The sequence below is a fragment of the Blastococcus sp. SYSU D00669 genome (assembly GCF_054050715.1).
Genome location: NZ_JBJGZV010000001.1, coordinates 359,297 through 378,203 on the forward strand (window position 1 = coordinate 359,297; position 18,907 = coordinate 378,203).

Consider the following 18,907-nt stretch of genomic DNA (forward strand, 5'->3'; position numbering starts at 1 on the left):
CTGAGGAGGGGGTCCTTCCACCGCTCAGGCGCGGCCGACGATCGTGCCGGCGCGGTCGATCACCACGACGTCCACCTCCACCGGGGCGCCGCGCAGCACGCCGAGCGCGGTCTCGCGGGCGCCGGCGGCCACCAGGTCGCCCAGCGGCAGCCCGGCGGCGGTGCACCGCTGCAGCGCGTCGAGCGCGGTGTTCGCGCCCCGCACCCCCTCGACCAGCTCCGGCGGGCCCCCGGCGTCGCGCACCCGCCGCGCCAGCGAGTCGAACGACACCTGCGAGCGGCCCGAGTGCAGGTCGAGGTGGCCGTCGGCGAGCTTGGCCAGCTTGCCGATGCCGCCGGCGACGGTCAGCCGCGGCACGGGGTGGCGGCGCAGGTACTTGAGCACCGCGCCGGCGAAGTCGCCCATGTCCAGCAGCGCGTCCTCGGGCAGCCCGTACAGCTCGGTGACGACCCGCTCCGAGGTCGACCCGGTGCACCCGGCCACGTGCCGGTGGCCGGCGGCCCGGGCGACGTCGATGCCGCGGCGGATCGAGTCGATCCACGACGAGCAGGAGTACGGGACGACGACGCCGGTCGTGCCGAGGATCGACAGCCCGCCGAGGATGCCCAGCCGCGGGTTCCACGTCTTCCGGGCCAGCTCCTCGCCGTTCTCCACCGAGACCTCGACGACGACGTCGCCGCTGCCGCCGTGCCGCTCGGCCACCATGGCCACGTGCTCACCGATGAACCGCCGCGGCATGGGGTTGATCGCCGGCTCGCCGACCGCCAGCGGCAGGCCCGGCTTGGTCACCGTGCCCACGCCCGGCCCCGCCCGGAACGTCACGCCGCTGCCCGGCGCGCCGTGCGTCACGGTCACCGACACCAGGGCGCCGTGGGTGACGTCGGGGTCGTCGCCGGCGTCCTTGACGATCCCGGCGCTCGCCGCGCCCCCGCCCAGCGACTCCGTGGCCAGCGCGAACGACGGGTGCCGGTCGTTCGGCAGGTGGATCTGCACGGGGTCGGGGAACTCCCCGGTGAGCAGCGCGGTGTAGGCGGCGGTGGTGGCGGCGGTCGCGCAGGCGCCCGTCGTCCACCCGTAGCGCAGCCCCGCGCCGCCGTCCCCGCTCACACGGCCATTGTCCGTGCCGACGCCGCGGGCCTCCGCACGCGCCCGCATGCGCACCGAGGCGGTGACGGAGCCACCGCATCCCGCCCGGATGCGCACGTGAGCGGTGTCGGGTCCCGGCGGGGGAGGGACCCGCGATGACCGGACGGGTGCTGCTCCTGGGCGGGACGGCGGAGGCCCGGCGGCTGGCCGAGGCGCTCACCGCCGACGGTGTGGACGTGCTCAGCTCGCTGGCCGGCCGCACCGCCGACCCGCTGCTGCCGCCCGGCGAGGTGCGCATCGGCGGCTTCGGCGGCGCGGAGGGGCTGGCGGAGTGGCTCCGGGCGAACCCGGTGCGCGCGCTGGTCGACGCCACCCACCCGTTCGCCACCGCGATCACCCAGCACGCGGCGCGGGCCGCCGCCGGTACCGGCACGCCGCACCTGCGGCTGCAGCGGCCCGGCTGGCACGAGCAGCCGGGCGACGACTGGCGCCGCGTGGACTCGCTGGAGGAGGCGGCCGAGGCGGTCGCCGGGTTCGCGCACGTCTTCCTCACCACCGGCCGGACCGGACTGGGCGCCTTCGCCGGGCTGGCGCAGGAGGTGCTGGTCCGCTCGGTCGACCCGCCCGAGCCGCCGCTGCCGGCGCGCACCACCGTCGTCCTGGAGCGCGGCCCGTTCAGCGTCGAGGACGAGCTGGCGCTGATGCGCGAGCACGGGGTGGACGTCGTCGTCACCAAGGACTCCGGCGGGCACCTCACCGAGGCGAAGCTGACCGCCGCACGCGAGCTCGGCATCCCGGTGGTGGTCGTCCGCCGCCCGCCGCTGCCGGCCGGGACGGACGTCGTGGAGACCGTCGAGGACGCGCTCGCCTGGCTGCGCGCCCGGTGACCCGGCTGGTCCTGTTCGACCTCGACGGCACGCTCGTCGACTCGACGCCGGGCATCTGGGCCTCGGTGCGCATCGCCGCCGCCGAGCTGGGCCTGCCGGAGCCGACGACCGAGCAGCTCACCCAGATGGTCGGCCCGCCGCTGCAGGACGGGTTCGCCACCGTGCTGCGGGTGCCGCCGCCCGACGTGCCGCGCGCGGTCGCCGCCTACCGCGCGCACTACTCGGCCGGCGCGCTGCTCGACGTGCACGTGTACGACGGCGTCCCCGAGCTCCTGGCCACGCTGTCGGCGGGCGCCACGCTCGCCGTGGCCACCAGCAAGCCCGAGACCTTCGCCGTCCGCGTGCTGGAGCACACCGGCCTGCTGCCGTTCTTCGCCTCGGTGCACGGCGCGACGCTCGACGGCGCCGTCCGGCACAAGGACCAGGTGGTGGCCGCCGCGCTCGCCGCGCACCCGGACGGCGAGCGGCCCGTGCTGGTCGGCGACCGCGCGCACGACGTCCTCGGCGCGGCCGCGCACGGGCTGCCGTGCATCGGCGCCGGCTGGGGCCCGGCGCCGCCCGGTGAACTGGAGCGGGCGGGCGCCGCCGTCGTCGTCCGGACGCCGGGGGAGGTGCCGGCCGCGCTGCCCCAGGGGTGACTTCCGTCCGTACCGGGCACGTATCCCCTCGTGAGCACCCCGGCGCTGCGGCTGCCCGACGCCCTGCAGGCACTGCGCGACCGGCTGGCCGCCGCGCCGCTGGACCTCGACGTCCCCGGCGCCGCCGAGGCCCGCCGGTCGGCCCGCGCGGTCGTCGACCAGGTCGACGACTACCTGCTGCCCCGGCTGCGCGACCTCGACGCCCCGCTGCTCGCGGTGGTCGGGGGATCCACCGGTGCCGGCAAGTCCACGCTGGTCAACGGCCTGCTCTGCGAGCAGGTGACCACCGCCGGCGTGCTGCGGCCGACCACGCGGGCGCCGGTGCTGGTCTGCGCGCCGGCCGACCGGGCCGCCTTCGCCGGCGACCGCGTGCTGCCCGGCCTGGCCCGCACCACAGGGGACGGCGAGGCGGCCAGCGGGCTGCGGCTGGTGGTGAGCGACCGGCTGCCCCCGGGGCTGGCGGTGCTCGACGCCCCCGACGTCGACTCGGTGGTGGAGTCCAACCGCGAGCTGGCCGGGCAGCTGCTGGCCGCGGCCGACCTGTGGGTCTTCGTCACGACCGCGGCCCGCTACGCCGACGCGGTGCCGTGGGACGTGCTGCGCACGGCCCAGGAGCGGGGGACGGCCCTGGCGGTGGTGCTCGACCGGGTGCCCCCCGAGGCGGTCGCCGAGGTGGCCGGCGACCTGGCCGGGATGCTGCAGCGCGGCGGGCTCGGCGCCGCGCGGCTGTTCGTCGTCGAGGAGCGACCGCTCGTCGACGGCCGGCTGCCCGAGGACCAGGTCGGCCCGCTGCGGGCCTGGCTGCACGGCCTGGCCGCCGACCAGGAGGAGCGGGCCGCGGTGGTCCGCCAGACCCTGGCCGGCGCGCTGGACAGCCTGGGCGCGCGGGTGGCCGGGGTGGCCGCCGCGGTGGAGGGGCAGGCGGCCGCGGCCGACGCCCTCCGCGACACCGCCGAGGCCACCTACCGGCGCGCCTGCACCGACGTCTCCGACGGCGTGGGCAACGGCAGCCTGCTGCGCGGTGAGGTGCTCGCGCGGTGGCAGGAGTTCGTCGGCACCGGCGAGTGGATGCGCACCCTGCAGGGCAAGGTCGGCCGGCTGCGCGACCGGGTCACCGCGGCGCTCAGCGGCCGCCCGGCACCGGCCGCCCAGCTGCACGAGGCGCTCGAGTCGGGCGTGGAGGTGCTGCTGCGCGACGCCGCCGACGAGGCCGCGGAGCGGACGGTGACCGCGTGGCGCGGCACCTCCGGCGGTGCCGGGCTGCTGAGCGGCCGCCTCCGCGAGCTCGAGCGGGCCTCGCCGCAGTTCGCCGGCACCGCCGCGCGCGAGGTGCGCGACTGGCAGGGCACCGTGCTCGACCTGGTGCGCAGCGAGGGCGGGGACAAGCGCTCGCGCGCCCGGCTGCTCTCGTGGGGCGTCAACGGGGCCGGCGCCGTGGTGATGGTCGCCGTGTTCGCGCAGACCGGCGGGCTCACCGGCGGCGAGGTCGCCGTCGCGGGCGGGACCACCGCCCTGGGCCAGCGGGTGCTCGAGGCCGTCTTCGGCGACGCGGCGGTGCGCGCCCTCGCCGACCGCGCCCGCGAGGACCTCGAGCACCGGGCCAACCGGCTGCTCACCGACGAGCGGGACCGCTTCGACGCGCTCGTCGACGCCGTGGCACCGCCCCCGGGCAGCGCCGAGGGGCTGCGCGCCGCGGCCGCCGCCCTCGCGGCCGCCCGCCAGGAGCGCTCGTGAGGCCGAAGAGGGCGCCGCTGGGCGAGCGGCTGGCCTCGCTGCGCGAGGCGGTCGAGGCCGCCGAGGGCCGGCTGCACGTCCCGGAGGTCGCGCACGCCCGGGCGCTGCTGGCCAAGGCCGGCGCGCGCGAGGCGCTGGGCGACGCCACCGTGGTCGCGCTGGCCGGCGCCACCGGCAGCGGCAAGTCCACGCTGTTCAACGCGCTGTCCGGGGCGGAGGTGAGCACACCCGGCGTCCGCCGGCCCACGACCGGCGTCGCGCACGCCTCGGTCTGGGGTGCCGACGACGACGCCGACCGGCTGCTCGACTGGCTGCAGGTGCCGCGCCGGCACCGGGTGGCGCCGGCCGCGCCCGACCTCGACGGCCTGGTGCTGCTCGACCTCCCCGACCACGACAGCGTCAAGCTGGAGCACCGGCTGGAGGTCGACCGGCTGGTGCAGCTGGTCGACGTCCTGGTGTGGGTGCTCGACCCGCAGAAGTACGCCGACGCCGCCGTGCACGGCCGCTACCTGGCCCTGATGGCCGGCCACGCCGGGGTGCTCCTGGTCGTGCTCAACCAGGTCGACCGGCTCGACGAGCCGGCCGCCCGGGCGTGCCTGGCCGACCTGCGGCGGCTGCTGGACGCCGAGGGCCTCTCGGCCACGCCGGTGGTGCCGGCGTCGGCGCGCACCGGGGCGGGCCTGGACGTGCTGCGCGCCGAGCTGGCCCGGCGGGTCGCCCGCCGGCAGGCGGCGACCGAGCGGCTGGCCGCCGACGTCCGCGCGTGCGCCGACGCGCTGGCGGCGCACTGCCCCTCCGGGGACCGCCGCCCGGCCCGGATCGCCGACGACGGGCTGACCGGTGCGCTCGCCGACGCGGCCGGGGTGCCGGTGGTCGAGGCCGCGGTCGAGCGCTCGGCCCGGCGCGAGGGGGCCGCCCGCACCGGCTGGCCGCTGCTGCGCTGGACGGGCCGGCTGCGCCCCGATCCGCTGCGCCGGCTGCACCTCGGCGACGAGCGGGCCCGGACGTCGCTGCCCGAGGCCGGCGCGGTGCAGCAGGCCGCGCTGGGCGCCGCGCTGCGCCAGGTCCGCACCTCCGCCGCCGACGGCCTGCCCGAGGCGTGGCGCGACGAGCTGCGGCGCACCGCCGAGCACTCCGAGGAGGGGCTCGCCGACCGGCTCGACCGCGCCGTCGCCGGCGCCGACCTCGGCCCCGACCGGGTGCCGGGCTGGCAGCGCGCGGTGGGCGGGCTGCAGTGGCTGCTGGCCGCCGTCGCCCTGGTCGGCGGGCTGTGGCTGCTGGCGCTCGCCGTCCTCGGCTGGCTGCAGCTCGACGACGTCGTCCCGCTGCCCCGCGTGCAGGGCTTCCCGCTGCCCACCCTGCTGCTGCTCGGGGGGCTGCTCGCCGGCCTGCTGCTGGCGCTGCTGGCCCGGCCCCTGGTGGCGGCCGGCGCCCGGCGCCGCCGACGACGGGCCCGCGCCCGGCTCACCGCGCGGGTCGCCGAGGTGGCGCGGGAGACGGTGCTGGTGCCCCTCGAGGACACCCTCGCCGACGCCCGCACCTTCTGCGCCGCCGTCGACCGCGCGCGGCGCTGAGGCTCACGGCGCCAGCAGCGCTTCGGCACGGTCCGCGGCGCTCGGTCGGGTCTTGCCCTCGGCCTCGAGGAGGTCCGCGAAGCGGCGGGCGGCGTCGGTGTAGGTGGGGTCGTCGAGCACCCGCTCCACGGCGGCGGCGATCCGCTCCGGGGGTGCCTCCTCGTCCAGGCGCACGCCGGCGCCCAGCCGCAGCACACGCACGGTGTTGTCCTTCTGGTCCCGGCCCATCGGGATGCAGACCAGCGGCACCCCGGCGGCCAGGGACTTGAGCACGGTGCCGTGGCCGGCGTGCGTCACCACGACCGAGGCCTCGGCGAGGACCGCGCGGTGCGGAGCCGCCCGGACGACGCGCACGTTCGCCGGGGACGGGACGTCGGCGGGGTCGACCGCCCGGCCGGTGGTGAGGACGGCGCGGACCGGCAGCCCGCCCAGCGCGGCCGCGACGCGGCGCAGCAGACCGGCCTGGTCCTGGAAGACCGAGCTGGTGGCCACCAGGACCAGCGGCCCCTCGCCCGGCGGGTGCCAGTCGTCGGCCGTGGCGGTCCAGTCCGGGTCGTCGAGCTGCGGCCCCACGTAGTGCACGTTGGCCGGGATGTGCGGGGAAGAGAAGTCGAAGGAGGGGCTGGTCAGCACCAGCACCTCGGCGCAGCGGTCGAACAGCTCGAACAGGTCCCTGATCGGCGCCTGCCCGTGCGCGGCGAGCGCCCGGTTCAGCCCGGGGAGGAACCGGGAGAACACCAGCCGCCGCATCACGGCGCGGATCACCGCGTCCCGTGCCCGTCCCGGGCGACCGCGGGGCGGCGTCCACCCGGTCAGCATCACGGGCATCCCCGGGGTGGGACGCAGGTAGATGTTCGCCATGAGGGCGGCCGTGGGCCGGTGGGTCGCCAGCGCGCCGATGAGCAGCCCGGGGAGTCCGTCGGCGAGCACGGCGTCCACGGGGTGCTCCCGCACCGCGGTGACCACGTCGTCGGCGTACCGCGATGCCGGCCCGACGACGAACCGGTCCCGGGCGACGGCGAACTGGTGCCACCCGCTGCCGCTCTCCAGCTCGGCGATCAGTGCGGTCTGGTCGGCGACCGAGTCGATGTGCGGCGCCGTCCGCCAGGGGGTGAACCCGCACCCCGCAGACCGCGCCGACCGCTCCGCGGTCGGGTCACCCACCACCTCCACCGAGTGGCCCCGGCGGACCAGTTCCGCGGCCAGCCCGAGGGCGGGTGGGAGGGTGCCGCCGGCGTCGACGACGGCGAGGAGGAACCGGCCGCGCGGCCGGGAGGGGGACTCGGACATCTCGCACCACCCGGGACCCCCATCCTCCGAGCGGGTCCGCGCCCGGGCCAGGGCCGTCGGGCCCGGGATGTGTGAAAGCCCAGGTGACATGGGCAGTGCGCGGCCATGACCGAGACCGCGTCCCTCCGCGCCCTCGCCCTCGTGTGCAGCCTCAAGCCCTCGCCGGAACCGTCCAGCAGCCAGAAGCTCGCCCAGGAGGTGCTCGACGCGCTCGCCGAGCAGGGGGTGGCGGGGGAGGTGGTCCGCGTCCTCGACCACGACGTGAAGCCCGGCGTGCAGGTGGACATGGGCCAGGGCGACGAGTGGCCGGCGATCCGCCAGAAGCTGCTGGCCGCCGACATCCTGGTGTTCGCGACGCCGACCTGGGTCGGGCACATGACCAGCGTCGCGCAGGGCGTGCTCGAGCGGCTCGACGGCGAGCTGTCCGAGACCGACGACTCCGGCCGACCGCTGATCACCGGCAAGGTCGCCGTCGTCGCCGTCGTCGGCAACGAGGACGGCGCCCACCACATCAGCGCCGACGCCTTCCAGGCACTGGCCGACGTCGGCTTCACCATCCCCGCGCAGGGCGTCACCTACTGGAACGGCGAGGCGATGCAGGGCGTCGACTACCTCGACCTCGACGAGACGCCCGAGCCGGTGGCGCAGGCGACGAAGACGCTGGCCGAGAACGCCGCGCACCTGGCCCGGCTGCTCAAGGCCAGCCCCTACAGCTGAGCCGGCACCGCCTCGCGGGCGGCGTGCTCGGGCGCGGGCCGGGCACGCCGCCGCAGCAGCAGGGTGGTGACGGCGACCAGGGCGAGCACCACGACGACGGCGCCGTAGACCTCGGTGGTGCGGGCCAGGCCCAGGCCGCCCACGGCGATCCCGGCGGCGATGGCCGGCACGCTGAACGACACGTAGCCGACGACGAAGGTGCTGGCCAGCAGGCCGGCCCGGTGCCCCGGGGCGACGCCGCGGGTGATCATGGCGATGGCGCCGAGGAACGAGCCGCCGAACCCGAAGCCGGTGACCACCGCGGCGGCGAACAGCAGCACGGTGGCACCGGTCAGGACGGCGACGACGGTGCCGACCACGCCGGCGGCGAAGACGACCGCGCCGGTCAGCAGCGCCGACTCCGGCGCCATCGGCCGCAGCGCGAGCGAGCCGAGGACGCCGGTGCCGTTGAGCGCGAGGATCAGCAGGCTGCCGGCGATGTGGTTGTCGATGCCGAAGACGTCGGCGACCAGCGACGGGCCGAGCGAGGCGTAGAGCCCGCCGAGCGCCCAGGCGGCGACGAGCACCGGCAGCGCGACGAGGAACGGCCGCCGGTGCGCCGGCGGCACCTCGACCCGCGGGCGCAGCGAGGCCAGGGCGCCGGGCACGCGGGGCGAGGACTCGGGCAGCAGCAGCACGCCGGCGGCGGCGAGCAGGAAGACGCCGGTCAGGACGCCGAAGACCCAGTCGGTGGGCGAGGGCACCAGCTGCACGAGCACGCCGGCGCCGACCGCGCCCAGCGACAGCCCGAGGCCCGGGGAGGCGCTGTTGATCAGCGGCCCGAGCGGGCGGTCGGCGCGCTGCAGGTCGAGCAGCGCGGCGCCGAGCGCGCTGGTCAGCGCCCCGGTGGCCAGGCCCTGCACGACGCGGGCGGCCAGCAGCCAGCCGACGCCGTCCGCGGTCAGGAACAGCACCATCGCCGCGGCCTCGAGCACGAACGCCGCCGCCACGACCGGGCGCCGTCCCACGTGGTCGGAGAGGCCGCCGACGACCAGGAGCGACACCAGCAGCGCGAAGGAGTAGACGGCGAACACCGTCGTCAGCACGCCCGAGCTGAAGCCGAACTCCTCCTGGTAGACGCGGTAGAGCGGGGAGGGCACCCCCGAGGCCGCGAGCATGAGGACGAGCAGGACGGCGACCGACCAGAAGGCGGCCGGCCGGGAGAGGCGTCGGCTCGGCACGACCGTGGACAAGGGCGCCGCCGTCCGCCCCATTCCCGCTCCCGGCGCGTCGGCCGGTCAGGCATAGGTACCTATACGTGCGTTCTGCCGCGTCACACGCATGTATAGGTACCTATGCCTGGGTCGGTCGGGGCTCGTAGGTGCGCGGGGTCCAGACGCGGCCGGAGGGGCTCAGGCGGGTGCGCGAGGAGCCGATGAGCACCAGGCAGCGCATGTCCACGGTGTCGGGGTCGAGGTCGCCGAGGGTGGTGACGACGACGTCCTCGGTCGGCCCGCCGACGTCGCGGCCGACCACCACGACGGTGTCGGGCGAGCGGTTCTCCAGCAGCACCTTCTGCGCCTCGCCGAGCTGGTGCGGGCGGGCCTTGGAGCGCGGGTTGTAGAGCGCCAGCACGAGGTCGGCGGCGGCCGCGTGCCGCAGCCGGTCCAGCACGACGTCCCACGGCTTGCGGACGTCGGACAGGCTGATCACCGCGAAGTCGTGGCCCAGCGGGGCGCCGACCCGCGACGCCACCGCCTGCGCGGCGGTCAGCCCCGGCAGCACCTGCACGCGGACGCCGGCGAACTCCGGCCGCTCGGCCACCTCGAGCACCGCCGCGGCCATCGCGAACACGCCCGGGTCGCCGCTGGAGACCACCGCGACCCGGCGGCCGGCCCGCGCGAGCGAGAGCGCGTGCGCGGCGCGCTCGGCCTCCACCCGGTTGTCGCTGGGGTGGCGGGTCTGCCGCGGGTTGGCCGGCACGCGGTCGAGGTAGGGGCCGTAGCCGACCAGGTCGTCGGCGGCGGCGAGGGCGTCGGCCGCCTCCGGTGTCGTCCACGACCGCTGCCCCGGGCCGAGCCCGACGACGACGACCTCGCCGGCGTGCGGCTCGGGCGCGGCCTCCTCGGGCTGGGGCAGGGGGCCGGTCAGCGGGCTGGGCAGCAGGGCCAGCGAGAAGTAGGGGACGGTGTCGGGGTCGACGTCGGCCAGCGGCAGCGCCCGCTGCCGGTCGGTGGTGGCCCGCTCGACGTAGAGCGCGCGGTCGAGCACACCGGCGGCGTCGAACGCCTCGCGGACGGCGCCGAAGGTGCGGCCGAGCTTGAGCACGGCGGCCGAGTCGGTCGTGGCCAGCCACTCGGCGAGCTCGTCGGAGGGCAGCGTGCCGGGCAGCACGGTGAGCACCTCGTCGCGCTCGACCAGCGGCCGGCCGACCACCGCCGCGGCGCCGCTGACGCTGGTCACGCCGGGGACGACCTCGGTCGGGTAGCGGTGCGCCAGCCGTTTGTGCATGTGCATGTAGGAGCCGTAGAAGAACGGGTCGCCCTCGGCCAGCACGACGACGTCCCGACCGGCGTCGAGGTGCGCGGCCAGCCGCGCGGCGGCCTCCTCGTAGAAGTCGTCGATCGCGCCCTGGTAGCCGCCGGGGTGGTCGGTGCCCTCGGTGGTCACCGGGTAGACGAGCAGCTCCTCGACCTGGCCCTCGCGCAGGTAGGGCTCGGCCAGCGCCCGTGCCACCGACCGGCCGTGCCGGGCGGCGTGGAAGGCGACGACGTCGGCGGCGCCGATCAGCCGGGCGGCCTTGACCGTGACCAGCTCGGGGTCGCCGGGGCCCAGCCCGACGCCGTACAGACGGCCCGGGCTCATTCGACGTCGCTCGCGATCGCGTTGACCGCGGCGGCCGTCATGGCCGAGCCGCCGCGCCGCCCGCGGACCACCAGGAACTCCAGGTCCGAGGCGGCGAGGGCGTCCTTGGACTCCACGGCGCCGACGAACCCGACCGGGACGCCCAGCACCGCGGCCGGCCGCGGCGCCCCGGCCGCGACCATCTCCAGCAGGTGGAACAGCGCCGTCGGCGCGTTGCCGATGGCCACCACCGCGCCGTCGAGCCGGTCGCGCCACAGCTCCAGCGCGGCGGCGGTCCGGGTGGTGCCCAGCTCGGCGGCCAGCGCCGGGGTGCGCGGGTCGTTGAGGGTGCAGACGACGTCGTTGTCCTCGGGCAGCCGGCGGCGGGTCACGCCGGAGGCGACCATCTCGGCGTCGCAGAGCACCGGGGCGCCGGCGTCCAGGGCCTCGCGGGCACGCCGGACGACGCCGGGGGAGAAGGCGAGGTCGTCGACCAGGTCGACCTGGCCGCAGGCGTGGATCATGCGGACCGCCACCCGGGCGACGTCGTCGGGCAGCCCGGTGAGGTCCGCCTCGGCGCGGATGGTCGCGAACGAGCGCCGGTAGATCGCCGCGCCGTCCTTCTCGTACTCGTACATCGCAGGGGAGGCTACGTCGCCGCACTTCCGGGTAGCGGCGCCGCATGGCGCTGCCCCGTCTCCTCGTCCTCGTCCTCGCCGGCGGTGCCGGCAGCCGGCTCCAGCTGCTCACCGAGCACCGGGCCAAACCGGCGGTGCCCTTCGCCGGGGTGTACCGGCTGATCGACTTCCCGCTGAGCAACTGCCAGCACGCGGGCATCGCCGACGTGTGGGTGTCGATCCAGCACCACCCGACGTCGCTGGCCGACCACCTGGCCAACGGCCGGCCGTGGGACCTCGACCGCACCACCGGCGGGCTGCTGACCCTGCCGCCCCGGCAGGGCGACGAGCGCGGCGGGTGGAACGAGGGCACGGCGGACTCGCTGTGGCGCCAGGCCGGGGTGATCCGCTCCTTCGACCCCGACGCCCTGCTCGTGGTCAGCGCCGACGCCGTCTACAAGCTGGACTACCGCGAGGTGGCCGACGCCCACCTGCAGTCCGGCGCCGAGGTCACGATGGTGACCACCGAGGTCGCCGCCGACGACGCGTCGCGCTACGGCATCGTGCGGGTCGACGGCGAGAAGGTCGTCGACTACGCCTACAAGCCCGACGAGCCGGCGACGACGACCGCCACCAACGAGGTCTTCGTGTTCTCGCCGCGGGAGACCCTCGACCGGCTGGAGGCGATCGCGGCCGACGTGGGCGAGGACGAGCTGCAGGACCTCGGCGACCAGCTGCTGCCGGCGCAGACCGCCGACGGGCTGGCGCGTGCCCACCCGCTCGAGGGCTACTGGCGCGACGTGGGGACGGTGCCCGCCTACTGGCAGGCGCACCAGGACTTTCTGTCCGCCGACCCGCCGCTGGACCTCGACGACCCGCGGTGGCCGGTGCGCACCCGCGGGGGCGGGCACAGCGCGGCGCGGGTGCTCGACGACGGGCAGATCGAGAACAGCCTGCTCGCCGGCGGCACGCGGGTCTCGGGGAACGTGCGCGGGTCGGTGCTCTCACCGGGCGTGGTCGTGGAGGCGGGCGCGACGGTGGTCGACTCGGTGCTGCTGCCCGGCGTGCGGGTGCGGTCGGGCGCGACGGTCACGCGCGCGGTGCTCGACGACGCCGTCGAGGTGGGGCGGGGTGCCTCGGTCGGCGGGGACGGCGACATCACGCTGGTGGGCCGCGCCGCCCGCATCGAGGAGGACGCGTCGATCGAGCCCGGCGCCCGCCACCCCGACCCCGAGGAGGACTAGCCGGCGCGGTAGCCGTCGCCGGTCGCGACGACGTCCACGACGTCGCCGCGCGGGCGGCCGCAGCGCCGCGCGCAGCCGGCCCAGTGCTGCCGGGCGCCGCCGGCGGGCAGGTCGCCGGTCACCACGGCGGTGACGGCGTCGGCGCGGACGTCGGCCAGCGACTTCGCGCACCCCGGCCGGCCGGCGCAGGCGGTGACCCGCGTCCAGGGGCTGTCGGCGTCGAACACGATGCCGGTGCGGTGCAGGTCGACCGCGGCGTCGTCGACGGCGCCCTCGGCCAGGTCGGGGACGACGACGCTGCGCCACGGGGTCACCTGGACCTCCGGCGCGAGCCGGGCGAGCAGGTCGACCTGGTCGGCGGTCAGCACCCCCAGCGGGACGACGCCGAGGAGCGCGACCCGGCCGTCGGCCTGCTCCGCGGCCCCCACCGGGCCGACCTCCGGCGCGGCCGGCACCTCGCCCGGCGCCGCACGGGGCCCGGCGAGGCGGGCGGCCACGGCGCGGACGCCGTCGGCCAGCTCGGTCAGCCGCCAGGCGGTCCCGCCCTGGGCGGCGCGCTCGTCCAGGAACGCGCGGGTGGCGGCCAGCAGCAGGGCGACCGCGCCGCCGGGGTCGGCGCGCAGCCCGCTGTCGGCGCCGCCCAGCAGCAGCGCCACGGTGCCGTCCGCGAGGGCCAGCAGGCCGACGTCCCCACCGAGCCCGGAGACGTCACCCCGGCCGTCGTCGAGAGTGGCGAGGAAGCGCCCCGGCAGGTCGGCCAGCGCCGGGTCGGCCCGCAGCCCGGCGTCGAACGCGGCGACCGACGGGCGGACGTCGACCAGCCCGCCGCTGCGCCCGGACAGCACGCTGGCCAGCACGTTGCGCACCCGCTCGTGGGTCTCGCTGGGAAGCAGCCCGGCGTCGGCCAGCCGGCCGCCCAGCGCCGGGACGTCGGCGGCGCCCAGGCCGCGCAGCTGCACGTTGCCCCGGCTGGTCAGCTCCAGCCGGCCGTCGCCGAGCTCGCGGGCCGCCGCGGCGAGCACCCGCAGCTGGGCGGCGGTGAGCAGGCCGCCGGGGACGCGGACCCGGGCCAGCGCGCCGTCGGCGGCGGCGTGGGCCTGCAGCGCACCCGGGCAGGCGTCGGCACGGAGGCGGGGAGCGGTCATGGCGACCGCGAGGCTACGACGTCGGGAGCGTCAGGCGGCGTCGAAGGACATCCAGACCCGGCGCCGCTCGGCCCGGCCGCGCACCTGCGCCATCGCCGCGACCCGGCGGCGCTGGTCGGCGGTGGCGACGTGCTGGACGACGGCGACCTCGGCCTCGCGCATGGCCCGCTCGGCGGCGAACTCCGCCGGCGTCGAGGGCTGGTCGCCGGCCGGCGCCTCCCCGGCGGACCGGGGTCGTGCGTAGGGGCTGTCCTCGGGCAGGTTGCCGCTGACCCGGCCGTAGGCGCCGAGCAGGAGCAGCACCAGCCCGGCGCCGACGGAGAAGAAGACGTTGCTCAGCCGGAAGGCCAGCAGGTTCCAGCCGGTCTCCAGGACGGCGAGGTTCGCCAACGCCGAGAGCAGGAACAGCCCGCCGACGACCATCATCACCGTCGAGGCGATCCGCGGGCCGCGGAGCGCGGCGGCGGCGAGCACGGCGGCGGTGACCACCGAGATCGTCGACAGCAGCCCGTTGGAGGACAGCCCGAGGACGCGCCCGCCCTCCGTGGAGAAGTAGGCCAGGCCGTCGGCGAAGCCGAGCACCCCGAAGACGAGCAGGACGGCGGCGACGACGAGCGCACCGACCCGGTGCACCGCGAGCACGCGGGCGCCCGGGGCGGCGGGTCGGGTCGGGGGACGGCGGAGGGTGAGGGTCACGGCGAACTCCTCGGAGGGGAAGGGATGTGCACCCCGTTCTTCCGGCGCCACCCGCCGGCCGGATGCAACGGGAAGCCCCGGGGACCGGCCGGTGTTGATCGGGCCGTGAGCACGCCCTTCGAGCTGGACCTGCACTCCGAGTACCTGCGCGCCGACCTCTTCCTGGCCATGGGGCAGCCGACCGAGGCCGCCCGCATCCTCACCGCCGTGGTCGAGGCCGAGCCCGAGAACGAGGCCGCCCTCGAGCTGCTGGCCCGCGCCTACTTCGCCTCGGCGCAGCTGAACCGCGCCGAGGAGGCCCTCGGCCGGCTGGTGGCGCTGGCCCCGGCCAACGGCTGGGCCCGCCGCGCGCTGGCCCGCACCCTCGAGCGGCAGAGCCGTCCGGACGACGCCGCCGTCCACCACCGCGTCGCCGACGCCCTCGGCGCCGCCTGACCCCTTCCCGAGCGAGAGGGCGGTCCCGTGCACGCGCACGGTCCGCCCTCTCGCGCGTCAGGCGGCCAGTTCCTCCGCCACGGGGGTCAGCCGGACGAGCGAGATCCGCCGCGACACCCAGGACTGGTAGTCGTCGTACGTCGGGCACTTGGCCATGAGGGCGTCCCAGAGCCGCTGCCGGTCGCGTTCGGCGACCTGGCCGGCCACGATCTCGGTGCGCCGACCGGCGATCTCCACCGTGCCGCGCGGGTCGGCCTGCAGGTTGAGCCACCACTGCGGCTCCTGGTCCAGCCCGCCGTTCGAGGCGGCCACGACGAGGTCGTCCCCGTCCCGGACGTAGAGCAGCGGCGTGGTGAACGTCCGCCCGGACCGGCGACCGGTGTGGGTCAGGAGCACGACGTCGCCGCCGCGGAAGGTCCGGACCAGCCGTCCGCCGGAGCGGCGGTGCAGCGCGACGTGCAGCTGCGGGCCGTACTTGGCGAAGACCCTGACCTTGTTGACGGCCGTGAGGACGCGGGTGGCCTTCACCGCCCCACTCCGAGGATGCGCGCGTCGCGGCGGGCGGCGCGGCGACCCATGAACCTGGCGATCGCGAAGAGCGCGGGGCTGACGTCGGGCATGCGCCGCAGGGCGTCGTCGGACAAGCCGTTGGCGACCCAGCCGGCCACCGCGGGGACCTCGCGCGACGTGTAGTCCTTCTTGAAGACCTCGCGGTCCAGCCGGTCCCAGTCCTCCTGGGTGAAGTGCTCCTGCACGAGCGCCATGCCGTCGCGCTCCTCGTGCGCGAGGTGCGCCTTCAGGCCGTCCCGCAACCGCACGGTGGTGTCGGCCAGCCGGTCCCGGGTCGTGGCGTCGCCGGTGCCGGCGGCGAGGGCCCGCAGGTCCTCGGCGACCGACGTCAGCAGCGGGTCGATGCCGGCGTGCTCGGCCTTGAGCGCGTCGAGGACGGCGGGGTCGGCGCCCTTCTCGGCCAGCAACGGCCACATCGCGCGGTCCTCGCCGGAGTGGTGCTTGTGGAGCACGGTGGCGAAGAAGTCGAAGCGGCGGGCGATCCGCGCCCAGCGCGCGCGCTCGGCCACGGCCACGGTGGGGACGGCGGCGGCGAAGGCGTCGAGGTCGCGGCGGAAGGCGTGGTGCATCAGGTACATGGGCGCGATGTCGACGGGGCCTTCGGGCGCGGCGGCCTGGCCGGGGAGCAGGAGCTGCGGGACGGTCGGGGCGGTGGTGGTCACCGGTCTCACCTCATTGGATGGAGTCACTCTCTAACGAATAGCGGCAGAGTAGGGTGAATCCATGGCCGAGGGCAAGAGGGTCTACAACTCGCCGCTGCGGGCGGAGCAGGCGCAGCGCACACGGGTGGCCGTGCTCGACGCCGCGGGGCGGTGCTTCTTGGACAAGGGCTACGCGGCCACGACCATGAAGGACGTCGCCGCGCGGGCCGGCGTCTCGGTGCAGACCGTGTTCGGGCAGGGCAGCAAGGCCTCGCTGCTGCTGGCCTGCGTCGACCGCGCGGTGGTCGGCGACGACGAGGAGCGCCCGCTGCTGCAGCGCGAGGTCTTCCTCCGGCCGATGGAGGCTCCGGACCGGGAGGGCAAGCTGGCCGCCCTGCGCGAGCTCGTCGGGGTCTACGTCCCGCAGGCCGTGCCGATGATCCAGGTGTTCGCCGCGGCGGCGACCGTCGACGCGGAGATCGCCGAGGCGTGGGCCGAGTACGAGCGCCGCCGGCTGGCCGACCAGCGGGCCCTGATCAGCACGTTCGAGCCGTGGCTGCGCCAGGGGCTGGGCGTCGACCGGGCGGCCGAGATCGCGTGGGGCCTGTTCACCCACGAACCCGTGGCGAACCTGGTGGGCGTGCGCGGCTGGTCCGTCGACGAGTACGCCGACTTCCTGGTCGACGCGGTGGAGCGGCTCCTGCTGGACTGAGCGCATGGCGAAATACCTCGTCAACGACGCCGGCGTCGCGCACGCCCGCGAGCTCATCGCCGCCCGCCGCTACGTGCTGCGCAGCGAGTGGGGGCGGGTCCAGCCCGGCGCCGAGGAGGAGAACGCCTACCTCGCGAAGCACTCCTGGGCCGAGTACGGGGCCTGGCACCTCGCGCTGACCGAGGGGGCCGGGGAGGAGACGAAGGCCCGCTACGGCTTCGTGTACGGCGACTTCCGGCGCGTGCACCGGATGGGCGTCATCGCCTGCCACTACCGGGCGGCGGAGTGGGGCCACAAGGAGATCGAGCTGGTCGCCCACGACCTGCTGCAGCTGCTGGACGCCACGCGCGCCTGAGCCGCTCAGCCGATGCCGTACCGCTCGAGCCGCGGGTCGTCCGGGATGGCCTGGCGCAGCGACGTCAGCATCCGCTCGACCTCCGCGCGGTCCGTGCCGGTCCAGAAGCTCATCGCGACCGTCCCGGGCGCCACCTCGACGAGCACCGGCGTCGTGTCCCCGCGTGGGCGGCCGACCACCGCCGGGAGGCCGTCGAGGGTGGTCACCTGCTCGCCGATCCCGGTGGAGGCCAGCAGGGGGACCACGGGGCCCTCGGGGTCCCAGACCTGGAGCACCCGCTGCTGCGAGCCGTCGGTCAGGTCGGCGGACCAGCTGAGCCGGCCGGCGACGCCGTAGGGCGCCTCCCGCCGCTGCTGCACGAGCGTCCAGCCGGGCGCGGCCGCGGCGTCCCAGCCGACGTCGTCCCCGTCGACCGAGGCGGCGGCGACCACCTGGCGTGCCTCGTCCAGCGGCATCCCGCTCGCCTCGACCGACCACTGCCGGCCCTGCACGTCCGTCCACACCCAGTGCTGGACCGGGTGCTCCACCTCGACGTCGAAGCGGCGGGCGGCCTGCCCCAGGACCGTGTCCGGCACCGAGCTGCCGAGGAGCCGGCCCTGGTCGACGTGCGCGTCGACCGGCCCGGTCACCGACACCCGCCCCGTCACCACTCCCTGCGGGTCCAGTCGCAGCGCGGTGAGCGACGGCGGGACGCAGCTGGTGCCCGCCACGTCGTGCCGGGCGTAGATCCGGGTGTACGACCAGCCGGCCGGGAGCTCGTCGGGCAGCAGGCGGACGGCGGACTCCTCCAGCGGGACCGCGGTCGTGTAGCCCGCCCCGCAGATGATCGAGCCGTCCTCCGCGACCGCCGGCGTGATCAGCGGCGGGCCGCCGTCGTCGTCGCCCCCGACGATGCCGGCGACCACCGGGACGGCGGTGAGCGCCGCGGCGGCCACGGCGACGAGCGCGGCGCGGCGGCGCCAGTCCCGGCGGAGGGTCGGGCCGTCGCCCCCGCGGCCGTCGCGCTCCCGGTCCACGCGCTCGCGCAGGGCGGCCAGCCGCGCGGCGTCGTCGCCGGGCTCGCCGCGCAGCGGGTCGGCGTCGCGCAGCAGGGTGTCGAGGTCGCGGGTCATGCGGCACCTCCGGGGGAGTCGGGCAGGGAGCAGGGGACGGCGGCGGGCGGGGCGAGCAGCGCGGCGAACCGGGTGCGGGCCCGGTGCAGGCGCACCTTGAGCGCGCCGCGGGAGCAGCCGAGCGCCTCAGCGGCCTCGGCGTGGCTCAGCCCGTCCCAGGCGATGAGGGTGAGGAGCTCGTGATCGGCGTCGGAGAGCCGGTGCAGCGCCGCGGTGACGGCATCGCCGGCGTCGGTCGCCGGCCAGGCCGGCTCCTCGTCGAGGTCGGCGCCGATGCGTTCGGCCAGGGCCTGCTGCCGGCGGCGGCTGCGCCGGACGTTGGCGCTCACGTGCCGGGCGACGCCGAGCAGCCACGGCAGGCCGTACGGCGGCACCTCGTCGAGCCGGCGCCAGGCCACCACGAAGGTCTCCGCGACGACGTCGTCGACCTCGTCGGGCAGCACGTGCCGGCGGGCGTACCGCAGCACCGCCGCGGCGTGGTCCTGCCAGAGCCGGTCGAAGCGCTGCTCGGGACGGTCGCTCACCGGGCCTCCTGGATTCCGCGCACACCCGGGAGTGTCCGGCTGGGCACCCAGGGTTACAGGTGTCCGTCGGCCGAGGTGACGGACGCCCGACCGGCCCGACTACCGTC

Annotated in this window: 20 protein-coding genes; 9 read left to right on the top strand and 11 right to left on the bottom strand. The window is 76.9% G+C overall.

What is annotated here, in order from left to right:
- Positions 1–24: 24 nt before the first annotated feature.
- Complete coding sequence (locus ACI8AF_RS01740; RefSeq protein WP_456537927.1) at positions 25–1,107, bottom strand: cobalt-precorrin-5B (C(1))-methyltransferase; 1,083 nt, start codon at positions 1,105–1,107, stop codon at positions 25–27.
- A gap of 134 nt (positions 1,108–1,241) precedes the next feature.
- On the opposite strand from ACI8AF_RS01740, the gene ACI8AF_RS01745 reads away from it, so the two are divergent.
- The 4 genes from ACI8AF_RS01745 to ACI8AF_RS01760 are packed head-to-tail and all read left to right on the top strand — an operon-like array spanning position 1,242 to position 5,919.
- Complete coding sequence (locus ACI8AF_RS01745; protein ID WP_456537928.1) at positions 1,242–1,973, top strand: cobalt-precorrin-6A reductase; 732 nt, start codon at positions 1,242–1,244, stop codon at positions 1,971–1,973.
- The gene (locus ACI8AF_RS01750; protein WP_456537929.1) at positions 1,970–2,611 is read left to right on the top strand and encodes an HAD hydrolase-like protein; all 642 of its coding nucleotides are present in this window, start codon (positions 1,970–1,972) and stop codon (positions 2,609–2,611) included. The genes ACI8AF_RS01745 and ACI8AF_RS01750 overlap by 4 nt, the downstream gene beginning before the upstream one ends.
- Positions 2,612–2,641: 30 nt before the next feature.
- Positions 2,642–4,345: an ABC transporter gene (locus tag ACI8AF_RS01755; RefSeq protein WP_456537930.1), complete on the top strand. Its 1,704-nt coding sequence runs from the start codon at positions 2,642–2,644 to the stop codon at positions 4,343–4,345.
- Positions 4,342–5,919 (top strand): GTPase, encoded by a 1,578-nt coding sequence (locus ACI8AF_RS01760; protein ID WP_456537931.1) that lies wholly within the window; start codon positions 4,342–4,344, stop codon positions 5,917–5,919. The genes ACI8AF_RS01755 and ACI8AF_RS01760 overlap by 4 nt, the downstream gene beginning before the upstream one ends.
- A 3-nt stretch (positions 5,920–5,922) precedes the next feature.
- Here the strand turns inward: ACI8AF_RS01760 and ACI8AF_RS01765 are convergent, their stop codons facing one another.
- Entirely contained in the window at positions 5,923–7,209 is a 1,287-nt protein-coding gene (locus tag ACI8AF_RS01765; protein ID WP_456537932.1) for a nucleotide disphospho-sugar-binding domain-containing protein, read from the bottom strand.
- A gap of 105 nt (positions 7,210–7,314) precedes the next feature.
- Between ACI8AF_RS01765 and ACI8AF_RS01770 the strand changes: the two genes are divergently transcribed.
- Positions 7,315–7,926, top strand: a complete 612-nt coding sequence (locus tag ACI8AF_RS01770; RefSeq protein WP_456537933.1) for a flavodoxin family protein — start codon at positions 7,315–7,317, stop codon at positions 7,924–7,926.
- On the opposite strand, the gene ACI8AF_RS01775 is transcribed toward ACI8AF_RS01770, so the two are convergent.
- The 3 genes from ACI8AF_RS01775 to ACI8AF_RS01785 form a co-directional block, all read right to left on the bottom strand.
- Positions 7,917–9,146 (bottom strand): MFS transporter, encoded by a 1,230-nt coding sequence (locus ACI8AF_RS01775; RefSeq protein WP_456537934.1) that lies wholly within the window; start codon positions 9,144–9,146, stop codon positions 7,917–7,919. The genes ACI8AF_RS01770 and ACI8AF_RS01775 overlap by 10 nt on opposite strands.
- 112 nt (positions 9,147–9,258) lie before the next feature.
- Positions 9,259–10,770, bottom strand: coding sequence for a precorrin-2 C(20)-methyltransferase (locus ACI8AF_RS01780; protein ID WP_456537935.1), 1,512 nt, complete (start codon positions 10,768–10,770; stop codon positions 9,259–9,261).
- Entirely contained in the window at positions 10,767–11,387 is a 621-nt protein-coding gene (locus ACI8AF_RS01785; protein WP_456537936.1) for a precorrin-8X methylmutase, read from the bottom strand. Before ACI8AF_RS01785 ends, ACI8AF_RS01780 begins: the two co-directional genes overlap by 4 nt.
- A 44-nt stretch (positions 11,388–11,431) precedes the next feature.
- Between ACI8AF_RS01785 and ACI8AF_RS01790 the strand changes: the two genes are divergently transcribed.
- Positions 11,432–12,610 carry a glucose-1-phosphate adenylyltransferase family protein gene (locus tag ACI8AF_RS01790; protein WP_456537937.1) on the top strand — a complete coding sequence of 393 codons (1,179 nt, stop codon included), beginning with the start codon at positions 11,432–11,434 and terminating at the stop codon, positions 12,608–12,610.
- Here the strand turns inward: ACI8AF_RS01790 and cobG are convergent.
- Positions 12,607–13,755, bottom strand: a complete 1,149-nt coding sequence (cobG, locus tag ACI8AF_RS01795) for a precorrin-3B synthase (protein ID WP_456537938.1) — start codon at positions 13,753–13,755, stop codon at positions 12,607–12,609. The genes ACI8AF_RS01790 and cobG overlap by 4 nt on opposite strands.
- A gap of 30 nt (positions 13,756–13,785) precedes the next feature.
- Positions 13,786–14,451, bottom strand: coding sequence for a DUF4383 domain-containing protein (locus ACI8AF_RS01800; RefSeq protein ID WP_456537939.1), 666 nt, complete (start codon positions 14,449–14,451; stop codon positions 13,786–13,788).
- A gap of 105 nt (positions 14,452–14,556) precedes the next feature.
- Here ACI8AF_RS01800 and ACI8AF_RS01805 point away from each other — a divergent pair, with 105 nt between their 5' ends.
- Positions 14,557–14,886: a tetratricopeptide repeat protein gene (locus ACI8AF_RS01805; protein ID WP_456537940.1), complete on the top strand. Its 330-nt coding sequence runs from the start codon at positions 14,557–14,559 to the stop codon at positions 14,884–14,886.
- A gap of 57 nt (positions 14,887–14,943) precedes the next feature.
- On the opposite strand, the gene ACI8AF_RS01810 is transcribed toward ACI8AF_RS01805, so the two are convergent.
- Both ACI8AF_RS01810 and ACI8AF_RS01815 read right to left on the bottom strand, forming a co-directional pair.
- Positions 14,944–15,414, bottom strand: coding sequence for a nitroreductase family deazaflavin-dependent oxidoreductase (locus tag ACI8AF_RS01810; protein ID WP_456537941.1), 471 nt, complete (start codon positions 15,412–15,414; stop codon positions 14,944–14,946).
- Positions 15,411–16,118, bottom strand: coding sequence for a hemerythrin domain-containing protein (locus tag ACI8AF_RS01815; protein WP_456537942.1), 708 nt, complete (start codon positions 16,116–16,118; stop codon positions 15,411–15,413). The genes ACI8AF_RS01810 and ACI8AF_RS01815 overlap by 4 nt, the downstream gene beginning before the upstream one ends.
- A 61-nt stretch (positions 16,119–16,179) precedes the next feature.
- Between ACI8AF_RS01815 and ACI8AF_RS01820 the strand changes: the two genes are divergently transcribed.
- Together ACI8AF_RS01820 and ACI8AF_RS01825 are read left to right on the top strand one after the other, a co-directional pair.
- The gene (locus ACI8AF_RS01820) at positions 16,180–16,809 is read left to right on the top strand and encodes a TetR/AcrR family transcriptional regulator (RefSeq protein ID WP_456537943.1); all 630 of its coding nucleotides are present in this window, start codon (positions 16,180–16,182) and stop codon (positions 16,807–16,809) included.
- 4 nt (positions 16,810–16,813) lie between these two features.
- Complete coding sequence (locus ACI8AF_RS01825) at positions 16,814–17,164, top strand: hypothetical protein (protein ID WP_456537944.1); 351 nt, start codon at positions 16,814–16,816, stop codon at positions 17,162–17,164.
- A 5-nt stretch (positions 17,165–17,169) separates the two neighbouring features.
- Here the strand turns inward: ACI8AF_RS01825 and ACI8AF_RS01830 are convergent, their stop codons facing one another.
- Positions 17,170–18,276 carry a hypothetical protein gene (locus ACI8AF_RS01830; protein ID WP_456537945.1) on the bottom strand — a complete coding sequence of 369 codons (1,107 nt, stop codon included), beginning with the start codon at positions 18,274–18,276 and terminating at the stop codon, positions 17,170–17,172.
- A complete protein-coding gene (locus ACI8AF_RS01835; protein ID WP_456537946.1) occupies positions 18,273–18,800 on the bottom strand; it encodes an RNA polymerase sigma factor in 528 nt (175 codons plus the stop codon). Before ACI8AF_RS01835 ends, ACI8AF_RS01830 begins: the two co-directional genes overlap by 4 nt.
- Positions 18,801–18,907 lie beyond the last annotated feature (107 nt).

What these genes read in the sequence shown, in the direction of transcription:
- ACI8AF_RS01790 (WP_456537937.1), top strand. Translation starts at nt 11,432, where the DNA reads ATGGCGCTGCCCCGTCTCCTCGTCCTCGTCCTCGCCGGCGGTGCCGGC.
- ACI8AF_RS01770 (WP_456537933.1), top strand. Translation starts at nt 7,315, where the DNA reads ATGACCGAGACCGCGTCCCTCCGCGCCCTCGCCCTCGTGTGCAGCCTC.
- ACI8AF_RS01785 (WP_456537936.1), bottom strand. Translation starts at nt 11,387, where the DNA reads ATGTACGAGTACGAGAAGGACGGCGCGGCGATCTACCGGCGCTCGTTC.
- ACI8AF_RS01765 (WP_456537932.1), bottom strand. Translation starts at nt 7,209, where the DNA reads ATGTCCGAGTCCCCCTCCCGGCCGCGCGGCCGGTTCCTCCTCGCCGTC.
- ACI8AF_RS01830 (WP_456537945.1), bottom strand. Translation starts at nt 18,276, where the DNA reads ATGACCCGCGACCTCGACACCCTGCTGCGCGACGCCGACCCGCTGCGC.
- ACI8AF_RS01780 (WP_456537935.1), bottom strand. Translation starts at nt 10,770, where the DNA reads ATGAGCCCGGGCCGTCTGTACGGCGTCGGGCTGGGCCCCGGCGACCCC.
- ACI8AF_RS01820 (WP_456537943.1), top strand. Translation starts at nt 16,180, where the DNA reads ATGGCCGAGGGCAAGAGGGTCTACAACTCGCCGCTGCGGGCGGAGCAG.
- ACI8AF_RS01745 (WP_456537928.1), top strand. Translation starts at nt 1,242, where the DNA reads ATGACCGGACGGGTGCTGCTCCTGGGCGGGACGGCGGAGGCCCGGCGG.
- ACI8AF_RS01825 (WP_456537944.1), top strand. Translation starts at nt 16,814, where the DNA reads ATGGCGAAATACCTCGTCAACGACGCCGGCGTCGCGCACGCCCGCGAG.
- cobG (WP_456537938.1), bottom strand. Translation starts at nt 13,755, where the DNA reads ATGACCGCTCCCCGCCTCCGTGCCGACGCCTGCCCGGGTGCGCTGCAG.